This is a genomic window from Candidatus Methylomirabilis sp. (genome assembly GCA_036000645.1).
Lineage (GTDB): Bacteria > Methylomirabilota > Methylomirabilia > Methylomirabilales > JACPAU01 > JACPAU01.
In genome coordinates this window covers 1-9758 of sequence record DASYVA010000046.1, presented here as the reverse complement: position 1 = coordinate 9758, position 9758 = coordinate 1, and the positions used below count along the sequence as shown (strand labels likewise).

12 protein-coding genes are annotated in these 9758 nt (G+C 71.9%); 3 read left to right on the top strand and 9 right to left on the bottom strand.

From position 1 onward, the window contains the following. From VGT06_02660 to VGT06_02650, 3 genes are all read right to left on the bottom strand, one after another. Positions 1–1129 (bottom strand): M48 family metallopeptidase (locus VGT06_02660; protein HEV8662036.1); only part of this gene is annotated, 1129 nt, incomplete at its 3' end. Positions 1130–1141: 12 nt separating this feature from the next. Beyond that, positions 1142–1699, bottom strand: coding sequence for a LemA family protein (locus tag VGT06_02655; GenBank protein HEV8662035.1), 558 nt, complete (start codon positions 1697–1699; stop codon positions 1142–1144). 143 nt (positions 1700–1842) lie between these two features. Continuing rightward, complete coding sequence (locus VGT06_02650) at positions 1843–2574, bottom strand: integrase core domain-containing protein (protein ID HEV8662034.1); 732 nt, start codon at positions 2572–2574, stop codon at positions 1843–1845. Positions 2575–2938: 364 nt separating this feature from the next. Here VGT06_02650 and VGT06_02645 point away from each other — a divergent pair, with 364 nt between their 5' ends. Next, the gene (locus VGT06_02645; protein ID HEV8662033.1) at positions 2939–3496 is read left to right on the top strand and encodes an NUDIX hydrolase; all 558 of its coding nucleotides are present in this window, start codon (positions 2939–2941) and stop codon (positions 3494–3496) included. On the opposite strand, the gene VGT06_02640 is transcribed toward VGT06_02645, so the two are convergent. The 5 genes from VGT06_02640 to VGT06_02620 all read right to left on the bottom strand — a co-directional run bounded on the left by VGT06_02640 (position 3484) and on the right by VGT06_02620 (position 7332). Next, positions 3484–3939 (bottom strand): NUDIX domain-containing protein, encoded by a 456-nt coding sequence (locus VGT06_02640; GenBank protein HEV8662032.1) that lies wholly within the window; start codon positions 3937–3939, stop codon positions 3484–3486. The two genes, VGT06_02645 and VGT06_02640, sit on opposite strands and share 13 nt — an antisense overlap. Before the next feature lie 8 nt (positions 3940–3947). Continuing rightward, positions 3948–4331 (bottom strand): response regulator, encoded by a 384-nt coding sequence (locus VGT06_02635; protein HEV8662031.1) that lies wholly within the window; start codon positions 4329–4331, stop codon positions 3948–3950. A 35-nt stretch (positions 4332–4366) separates the two neighbouring features. After that, entirely contained in the window at positions 4367–5482 is a 1116-nt protein-coding gene (locus VGT06_02630; protein ID HEV8662030.1) for an aminopeptidase, read from the bottom strand. 63 nt (positions 5483–5545) lie between these two features. Beyond that, positions 5546–6418, bottom strand: coding sequence for a hypothetical protein (locus VGT06_02625; GenBank protein ID HEV8662029.1), 873 nt, complete (start codon positions 6416–6418; stop codon positions 5546–5548). A gap of 62 nt (positions 6419–6480) precedes the next feature. Continuing rightward, the gene (locus VGT06_02620) at positions 6481–7332 is read right to left on the bottom strand and encodes a hypothetical protein (GenBank protein ID HEV8662028.1); all 852 of its coding nucleotides are present in this window, start codon (positions 7330–7332) and stop codon (positions 6481–6483) included. A 123-nt stretch (positions 7333–7455) separates the two neighbouring features. On the opposite strand from VGT06_02620, the gene VGT06_02615 reads away from it, so the two are divergent. Together VGT06_02615 and VGT06_02610 are read left to right on the top strand one after the other, a co-directional pair. Beyond that, the gene (locus VGT06_02615) at positions 7456–7719 is read left to right on the top strand and encodes a hypothetical protein (protein HEV8662027.1); all 264 of its coding nucleotides are present in this window, start codon (positions 7456–7458) and stop codon (positions 7717–7719) included. A gap of 5 nt (positions 7720–7724) precedes the next feature. Then, positions 7725–8519 (top strand): ribonuclease Z, encoded by a 795-nt coding sequence (locus tag VGT06_02610; protein ID HEV8662026.1) that lies wholly within the window; start codon positions 7725–7727, stop codon positions 8517–8519. On the opposite strand, the gene VGT06_02605 is transcribed toward VGT06_02610, so the two are convergent. Next, positions 8492–9544 carry an ABC transporter ATP-binding protein gene (locus VGT06_02605; GenBank protein HEV8662025.1) on the bottom strand — a complete coding sequence of 351 codons (1053 nt, stop codon included), beginning with the start codon at positions 9542–9544 and terminating at the stop codon, positions 8492–8494. The genes VGT06_02610 and VGT06_02605 overlap by 28 nt on opposite strands. Between the last annotated feature and the right edge of the window lie 214 nt (positions 9545–9758).

Here is a 9758-nt window from a genome sequence, read left to right as displayed (position 1 = left end):
CCTGGTAGGCCATCGCTTCCAGGCGGGCGATGCGGGTCGGCATGGGGGGATGGGTCGCGAACAGGTCGGCCCAGAACCCCTCCCGGAGACCCGCCTTGAGACCCAGGGGATCCACGATGCAGAGGTGGGCGACCCCCCGGTTGATGCTCCGGGTGGGGGAGAAGGCCTCCTCGAGCTTCCGGAGGGCCCCGGCCAGCCCGAGGGGATTGCGCGTCAGCTCGGCCGCGGTGGCATCCGCCTGGAACTCGCGGGTCCGGGAGACCGCCATGGCGAGAAGGCGGCCGAGGAGGGGAGCCACGAGGACGAGGAGGAGCCAGAGGAGGAGGAACGGCGCCCCCCCTTTTCCTCGCCCCCGGCCTCCCACGCGAACGGCGCCGGTGCGCGAGAGACGGCCGGCCCAGTCGTGGAGGAGAAGGATGGCTCCCAGGAGGGCGGCCATGACGGTCATGGTCCGGGTGTCGTAGTTGCGGATGTGGGCCATCTCGTGGGCGACCACCCCCTGCAGCTCCTCCCGGTTCAGGAGATCGAGAAGCCCGGCTGTGACCGCGATGCTGGCGTGCTCGGGGTCGCGGCCGGTGGCGAAGGCATTCGGGTCCGGATCCGGCACCACATAGACCTTGGGGGTCGGCAGCCCGGCCGCGATGGCCATCTCTTCCACCACGTTCTGGAGCTGCCGCCCCCTCGGGTCGGACGGGCCCAGGGTCTCGAGTGGCACGGCCCGGGTCGAGAGAAGGACGGCCCGGTCGCCGAACCGGAGGCTCCACCACGCGGAGGTCGAAGAGAGGGCGAGGGCTGCCAGCCCACCCACCGGCACGAAGAGGACCGTGCCGGGCGCGGACAGGGGAAGGAGGCTCCCGGTGGCCAGGTCGAAGCCCACCCCGATGAGGAGGACGAAGAGGACGAACGTGCCGATGATCAGCGCGGTCTTCCGGCGGTTGCGCGCTTGCTGCTGGAAGAGGTCGGCGGCCGCGGGCCGGTCCGCAGCCGCGGAGGCGGGACCGGGGGCAGCCGGGGCCGCCCCGGGTGAGGCCCGGAGGGGCACTTGGGCGGGCAGGACCACCCGGGGGGCGCCGCAGGCTTTACAGGCCGGCGCGTCGTGCTGAACGAGGCCGCAGCGGTCGCAGCGCATGCCCGGCCCCGGCTAACGGAGGGTCAGGTCCACGGCGGGCACCGCCCGATCGGTACCCTCGATCTGGAAGTATTCGGCGCGCTTGAAGCCCATCGGGCCGGCCAGGAGGCCCGCGGGGAAGACTTCCTGCCGCGTGTTGAACTGGGCCACCAGGTCGTTGTAGAGCTGCCGGGCGAAGCCGATCCGGTTCTCCGTGCTCGTCAACTCCTCCTGGAGCTGGAGGACGTTCTGGTTGCTTTTCAGGTCGGGGTAGTTCTCCATGAGGGCGAAGAGGCGCCCGATGGCCTGGGTCAACTCCCCCTCCGCCGGTCCGGCCTCCCGCGGCGTGCGGGCCCCGACCGCCCGGGTGCGGGCAGCGATGACCCGCTCCAGGGTCTCCCGCTCGAACTGCATCGCCCCCCGGACCGTGTTCACCAGGTTGGGAATGAGGTCGTGGCGGCGCTTGAGCTGGACGTCAATCTGCTGCCAGGCATTCTGGACGCGGTTCTTCAGCCGAACGAGGCCGTTGTAGGTCAGGATGACCCAGAGGATCAGGACCGCCAGAACCCCACCCACGATCCACTCTGCCATTCCGACCTCCTTTGGAGCGGGGGGACCCGCCACGCGGTTCCGGCCGGCGGGCGCGCAGCCGCCGTGCCAGGTAGGCCGGCGCCGGCCGGTCTAGGGTATCATAGACGGCCTCTGGATGCGCGGCTGTGTACTCGTCCAGTAGATTAGTGACACTCCATCTGCCCTCGGCGGGCGCGCTGTTGCCGCAGGAACTCCTGGGGTGTGAGGTACCCCAGGGCCTGGTGGGGCCGGACCGTGTTGTAGATCCGCTCCCAGGCCTGGAGCTTGCGGTTCACGGCGGTGAGCTCCGGGGCGCAGGGGGTGACCTCATAGAACTCCTCCGTGTGGGTCCGCTGGGCCCGCTCGACCCGGCCGTTGAGCTTCGGGGAGCGGGGGGGCAGGACGAAGAGGCGGAGGCCCCGCGCCTGGCAGGCCGCCTCGAAGGCGGCCGCGAACTCGCTCCCCCCATCGACCTGGAGGGCCTGGAGGGGGAACGGCATCCGCCGCGCGAGGATGGTGAGGAAGCCCGCCGCCGTCCGCGCCGTGGCGGTCGGGTACGCCTCCATCACGTCCCACCGGGAGACCACATCCCGGGCCGTGAACTGCTTGAACGCGAGCCCGCGCTCGGGGCGCACATCGAGGGTGTCCACCTGCACCAGGTCCCCGGGCACCCGCACCGGGTAGTCCTGGGGTTTGCGCAAGGCGTAGGGCCGGGGCCGGGGGCGCCGCCGGGCCGAGATGGCGTACCGGGGGGGCTCCCGGAGGACCCCCCGGGCCTTGAGAGCGGTGAGGATCCGGCCCACCATGGAGGTCGAGACCCGGGTGCCCTGCCGCCGGAGCAGGACCGCGAGTTTGTCCTTCCCCCAGCGGGGGTACTGGTCCCGGAGCTGCCGCACCGCGTGCGCCAGGGCGGGGTCCAGGTCGGCTGGCGGCGGCGGTGCGGCCGGTGCGAGCGGGCCTCCAGGCTGGTGAGGTCGGCAGGGCTGTACCGGCGGCGCCACCGGTAGAACGTCTGCCGGCTGATCCCGAAGTACCGGCAGGTGCGGGCTGCGTTCTCCCCGTGGCTCCGGTAGTGGTCCATCCACTTCAGGCGCTGCCGGGCAGCCCGACTGAGCTCGGGCCCTACGGCCGCCAGGCGCCGTGCGTAGGGCACCGCTCCACTGATGATGTGCATGGGGACACTCTAGCAGAGTGTCACCCATCATTCTGGACGAGAACAGGCTGACCCAGCGGAGCGGCCGGGAGGGCCGGGGAGGCGCAATGGACCTGCGGGAGCGGCTGGTCAGGCGGCGGGTGGTCTACGCGGGCAACTACCTGAGCACCGAGGAGCACACCGTGCGCCTCCCGGACGGCAGGCGGACCGTTCGAGAGATCGTCCGTCCCCCGAACGCCGTGGCTGTCGTCCCGGTGGACGACGGGGGGACCCTCTACCTGGTCCGCCAGTACCGGCCGCCTCTCGCCAAGGTCCTGTACGAGATCCCGGCCGGCATCATTGACCGGGGGGAGCGGCCGACCGCCACGGCGCGCCGCGAGTGCATGGAGGAGGTCGGGATGCGCCCGAGGCGCCTGACCCGCCTGTGCACCTACTACCACGCCGTCGGCTTCTCCACCGGGCACGTCACCCTCTACCTGGCCCGGGGGCTCCGCCCTGCGGCGGGCCGGCACCGGGAGACGGGAGAGTTCGTGGAGGTGGTCACGCTTCCCTTCCGCGAGGCCTACCGGATGGCCCTGGCCAACCGGTTCCTCGACGCGAAGAGCCTCCTGGGCATCCTCTGGTCCGCCCGCCTCCTCGGAGTCGCTTCGCGTCAGCGGATGTAGGCGGAGGGGATATTGGTGAGCCCGTCCGCGATCCGGATCCGATGCAGCGGCACCAGGTCCGCCGGGAGGGCGTCGGGCGGGAAGAACCGCACGTCGAGAGTCTCGGAGGAGGTCGCGAGGGTCCCCCCCTCGACGGCGCACTCGAAGCACGTATTGACGTAATGGGTCACCCGCCCGTCGGGGTAGCGGACGACCTGGAAGGCGGGGTCGGAATAGACCCCGATGAGGCGCCGGACGCTCACGGCGAGCCCGGTCTCCTCGCGCACCTCCCGGACGATGGCGGCGGTGACCGACTCCCCGACCTCCACCGAGCCGCCCGGCAGCCCCCACTGCCCGTTGTCGGCTCGCTGCTGCAGGAGAATCGCTCCGGATGGATCGCGGATGAGGGCGGAGACGGCGGGGCGGACGACCTGGGCCAGCCGAACGTCGGGCTCGATCCGCATGACGCCGGCTAGGTCGGGCGGGCGAGCGAGAGGGCCAGATGGAGGGTGCTGAGCAGCCGCTCCGGCTGGCTGGTCTTCACCAGCGTGAACGCGGCCCCGGCCTTGAAGGCCTTCTGGGTGAGATGGGGGTCGTCGGAGGCCGTGAGGATGATCACGGGGATGCTGGCCGTCGCGATGTCCTTCTTGAGCGCCTGGCAGACCTCGAAGCCGTCCATCCCGGGCATCATGACATCGAGGATGATGACGTTCGGCTTCTCCTTCTGCGCGGCGGCGAGGCCCTTGGGCCCGTCGTCCGCAGCCACGACCGCATAGCCTTTCCCCCGGAGCAGGTCGGTCAGCATCGTCCGGATGAGCTTCTCGTCATCAATGATCAGGACTTTGGCACTGGCCATCCCCCGCTCCTTTGGACTTCACGTGCCGCCTCGCCTCACGCCAGGCGCTCCGGGTTCAGGAGCACCAGATCCGGTGCCACGAAGGTCCCGTCCTTCCGGATGACCTCGCCGTCGAAGGCCACCTCCCCTCCTCCCCACTCCGGGCGCTGGACCAGGACCAGGTCCCAGTGGATCGCCGAGCGGTTGCCGTTGTCCGCGATCTCGTAGGCGTTCCCCAGGGCGAGGTGGAGCGAGCCGGCGATCTTCTCGTCGAAGAGGATATCCCGCATCGGCTGCAGGATGTGCGGGTTGAAGGCGAGCGAGAACTCCCCCAGGGAGCGGGCGCCGGCATCGGTATCGAGGAGTGCGTTCAGGCGCTCCGGCTTGTCGGCCGTGGCCGCCACGACGCGCCCCTGGGCAAACGTGAGCCGGACCCCGGTGAACGGCACCCCCTGATAGATCGTGGGGGCGTTAAAACTGATGGTCCCCTCTACCGACTCCCGGACCGGCGCCGTGAAGCACTCCCCGTCCGGGAGGTTCCGCCGGCCCCCGCAGGGGATGGCCGGCATGCCCCGGATGGAGAAGGTGAGGTCGGTCCCGGGCCCCGTGATGTGCACCCGGTCGGTCCGCTCCATCCGGGCCTTGAGGGCCTCGGTGGCCGCCAGCATCCGCTCGTAGTCCAGGGTGCAGACCCGGAAGAAGAAGTCGGTGAAGGCCTCCGTGCTCATCTCCGCCTGCTGGGCCATGGCCGGTGTCGGGTAGCGGAGGACGACCCAGCGGGTGCGGGGAACGCGCCAGTCCACGTGGACCGGCTTCCACCAGTGCTGTTGGTAGACCTGGAGGCGGTCGGCCGGGACGTCGGAGAGCTCGGTGATGTTGTGGCTCCCCCGAACACCCACGTAGGCCTGGACCTGCTCCATCCGGAAGCGCTCCACCTCCCCCGCCAGCGCGATGGCCTCGGCCGGGGCGGACCGGTAGAGCTCCCGGAGGACCGCGTTCTGCTTCACGCTGATGAGCGGCCGGGCGCCGACCGCCACCGCCGCCCGGATGAGGGCTCCCGGCACCGCCTCCGGCACGTCGAAGGCCTCGATGAGGACGGTCTCCCCGGCGGTCAGCCGGAGCGAGTGGTGGACGATGACTCCGGCCAGGCGATCAAGGCGTGGGTCACCCATACGAGCTCCGCGACCTCCTAGCGGCGCCACGCCTTGCGGCAGCCGCGCCTCACGCCGAGCCGGTCAACGGTCCCGCATCCCGCCATCGTCTCCCTGCAGGAACGCCAGATAGCCGGCGACCGCCGCCTCCGAGACCCGCAGGCCATCGTGGCCGACGCGCGGGAGAAGGAGCATCCGCGCCCCCTTCAGGTGGGGACTGCTGGACCAGGCGCCGGGGTAGAACGCGTCGCTCCCGTCCGCGCTGGCCAGGACCAGCGTCCGGATCCCCGGGGGGGCCTCCCCGCCCCTCGCGCCCCCGTTCAACACTCGGAGAAACGGGGAATCGGGCACCAACTCGTCGCAGCCGACGTGCAGGCGCGCCAGCCCCACGCAGAGGGGCGTCCCGTGGTTCGCCCCCGCGATGGCGACAAAGGCCCCGACCCGTCCGGCGAGTGCCGGGTGCGCCTTGAGCGTGGCCCGCGTGAGCGTCACCCCGAGTGAGTGGGCCACGACGTCCACCCGGCCGGCCCCAGTGTAGGCCAGGACGGCGTCCAGGAACGCGGCCAGGTCCGGGACGTTCCGTGCATTGTCGGTGCGGCAGGCCGTGAGTGGCTCCCCCCGCCGCCCGTTGTAGGAGAGGGCCCAGAGCCCCTGCTCCCGGTAACCGGCCGCGCGGAAGCGCGCCCGGACGCTCTGCCGCGGGTCATCCCAGTCCGAGGCGTCCCGGCCGTTGCCGTGCACGAAGATGACGGGGCGGCGGCCCGGGGGCCGGCTGCGCTCCCCGCCCCCCCATCCCCCCAGCCGAAAGCCCCACTCGGCATCGAGGAGGAGGGGGAAGTCCGCGGGAAAGGCGGCCGGCGCCTCGGCCGGGCGGCAGTGCCCGACCGCGTGCTCCGCCTCAGCCGTGGCCGCCAGCAAGACAAACACCAGGGCCAAGCCCACTCGCCGCCCGATCATAGGCAAGGCCTCGGGGAAAGTAAACAGGCTTCCTGCGCCGGGAGGCTTCCCCGCGGGGACGCCTAGCCGGCGAACCAGTCGGTGAGCTTGCCCCACGAGGGCTGGGGGACCTGCTCCCCCCGCGCGAGGAGCGCTGCGAACAGGTCGGCCGGGACGCTGCAGGCGGCGGTGATGGCCTTCCGCCCCGCCAGGACGTTCCGGTTGGTCAGGGAATCGAAGAGCCAGCCTTGGGTGCCGCCGTCGTAGAGGGTCCCCTGGTGGGCGCAGAGGACCGCCACCGGCTCCTCCCGCTCGCCCAGGACCGCTCCGGAGAGGGTCTCGTAGACGCGCCGCTCCTCCCCGGCATCGTAGAGGCGTCCCCTCACGCTGGCCAGCGCCAGCACCGCCTCCTCCCGCCGGGCGACGACGGTCGAGCTCAGGGTCTCGTAGATCTCGCCGCCGGCGCCCGCGTCGTAAAGGCGCCCCTCGTGGGAGCAGAGGGCGAGGATCCAGTCCTCCCGGGTCGCTACCGGATTCTCCGCCAGGGTGTCGTAGACACGACAGGAGTCGCCGGCGTCGTACAGGCGCCCCCCGTGGGAGCAGAGGGCCTGGATGGCGTCCTCGCGCTTGCCCACTTCGGTCCCGCCGAAGGTGTCGAAGATCCGGTTCGTGGAGCCGGCGTCGTACAGGCGCCCTGCGTGCGAGCAGAGGGCAAGGACCCAGTGGTCCCGCTCCGCCACCGTCTCCCCGGTGAGGGTGTCCACCACCTGCATCGTGCGCCCGGCGTCGTAGAGGCGCCCCTCGTGGACGCAGAGGGAGTGCACCAGGTTTCTCCGCTCGCCGAGCTGGACGATGGTCCCCTCGTGCAGGGCGTAGATCCTTCCCCCCAGCGCGATGACAAGACCGGTCACGTTCCCGCTTTCGCTCTCGCCCATTTCGAGTCCCCGGACTCATCATAGGGGAGGGCCCGGGGGCTGTAAAGGCGCCCCTTGCGGCGGGCCGGTGGGCCGGGTATTCTCGGGGGCGCTTCGCCCTGCAGGCGCGGGCGGGAGGATCCGATGCAGACGGAGCCGGTCACGGTCATCGGCGGGCGCGCCATCCTGGGAGAGGGCGTGGTGCGGGTCAGCCTCGAGCCCGGGGAGGGCCTCCCCACCGACCGGATCGGTGACACCGGCCTCTTCCACCGTTGCGACGCCCTGGTCCTGAGTCCCATTGACCTGACCCGGGAGGGCGAGTTCGGCGTCTGCCGCTTCTGCCGGACCCGCTTCGGGCTGGGCGACCCGGCCCCGGCGCCCCCGGGCGGCTCGCGGGCCGGGGGCTGACCCTCATGCCCTTCCAGTTCCTCGGCACGGCCGGTGCCGCCCCGTCCGCCGAGCGGGACAACACGAGCCTCCTCTTCCACACGCCGGCCGAGGCGCTGCTGGTGGACTGCGGGGGAAGCCCGCTGCACAGGATCCTCCGAGCCGGCGTGGATGCCAGGCGGTTGCGCTGGGTCATCATCACCCACGCCCACGTGGACCACATTTACGGCCTCCCGTCCCTCATTCACACGCTCTGGTTGACCGGGCGGCAGGCGCCTCTCACCCTCTATGCCCTCCCGGAGCCGGCGGCCATCATCCGCCGCTACATCGCCCTCTTCCCTATCGAGCACAGCCCCCGCTTTCCCCTGGACGTGGTAGAGATCGAGCCCCGGCCGGAGACGCCGGTCCTGGAGGGTCGGACGCTGCGGGTCGAGGCCTCCCCGGTCGACCACAGCGTCCCGAATGCCGCACTCCGGGTGACCTTCGCCGACAGGGACGAGCGGGGGACGGTCGTCTACAGCAGCGACACCCGGCCCTGCGAAGCCGTCGTCCGCCTGGCGCGGGGAGCCGATGTTCTCGTCCACGAGGCCACGTTCGGTGGGGATAGCACGGAAGCGGAGCGTGTCAGGCACAGCACGGCGGCCGAGGCCGGGCGGGTGGCGCGGGAGGCCAAGGTGGGCCGGCTGATCCTCACCCACCTCGACCCCTGGGGGCCGCATCCCCCGGAGGCGCTGCGGGAGGAGGCGGCGCGGGCCTTCGGCGGCCCCGTGGAGGTGGCGCGGGAGTTCGTCCCCTACCCGGCCGGTTCCGGGGCGGCGTAGACCTGGAGCTTCGCGGCCGGGAGGCGGATGGTGACCGGCCCCGGCTCCGCCGGCTGGGCGCCGTCCACCATGACCGTCTCCCCCTCCACGCGCACGTAGTGGCGGTAGATGGCCCCGAGGAAGAGGCGCTCCTCGAGGGTTCCCCGGAGGGCGGCCTCCCCGGGACCGGGAGGGAGATGCCCGGGGGTCAGGCTGGCGTCGCTGGCCTTGAAGATGAGGGTGGCCGGACCGCGGACCACCCCGGCGTAGGAGAGCCGCTGGGCACCGATGGCAACCGCCCCGCTCTCTGCCGTCCCGCGGAGCTGATTGCTCACCCCCAGGAACTCGGCGGCGAAGGCGGTCCGGGGGCGGAAGTAGATCTCCTGCGGGCTCCCGGTCTGGACGACCCGGCCCGTGTCCATGAGGATGACGGTGTCCGCGATGGCGAGCGCCTCCTCCTGGTCGTGGGTGACGTAGATGGCGGTGATGCCGACTGCCTTCTGGAGCCGCCGAACCTCCACCCGAAGCCGCTGGCGGACCTTCGCGTCGAGGTTCGAGAGGGGCTCGTCCATCAGGAGGACCCGGGGCTCGACCACGAGCGCCCGCGCGAGCGCCACCCGCTGCTGCTGCCCGCCCGACAGCGCGGCCGGCCGGCGGTGCATCACCCCGGCGAGATGCCCGATCTCCACCAGGTGGAGGACCTTCTCCACCCGGCCCCGCACCTCCGCTTCCGGCAGTTTCTTCAGGCGCAGCCCGTAGGCCACGTTGTCGAAGACCGTCATGTGGGGCCAGAGAGCGTAGTTCTGGAAGACCATGGCGGTCCCCCGGGCCTGAGGGGGGAACCGGGTCACATCCTCCCCTCCGAAGAGGATCCGCCCCCCGTCCACCGGGACGAAGCCGGCCACGCTCCGGAGCAGCGTGGTCTTCCCGCAGCCGCTCGGCCCCAGGATGGCCGTGAGCCCGCCGCTCGGGAAGGCGATGCTCACCCCCTCCAGCGCGGTCACCCGCCCGTAGCGCTTCGTGAGCCCCTCGACCCGGACCTCCACGGTTCCCCCGGCGCGGCCCCCTAATACCTAACGAACGATGTGACCCAGGGTCCGGGTGGCGCCGGATGCCGCCCGCCGGCCCCCTAGCGGAGGGGGGGCCCTCGGCCTCGGGCCGAGGGGGGGAACCACGGGAGGGTTCCCCAGGGGGGCCGGGGGCCGGGGCGGCGCCGGCGCCAGGACCCGGACCCTGTCGTGCCACGCAGCTCGTTCGCAT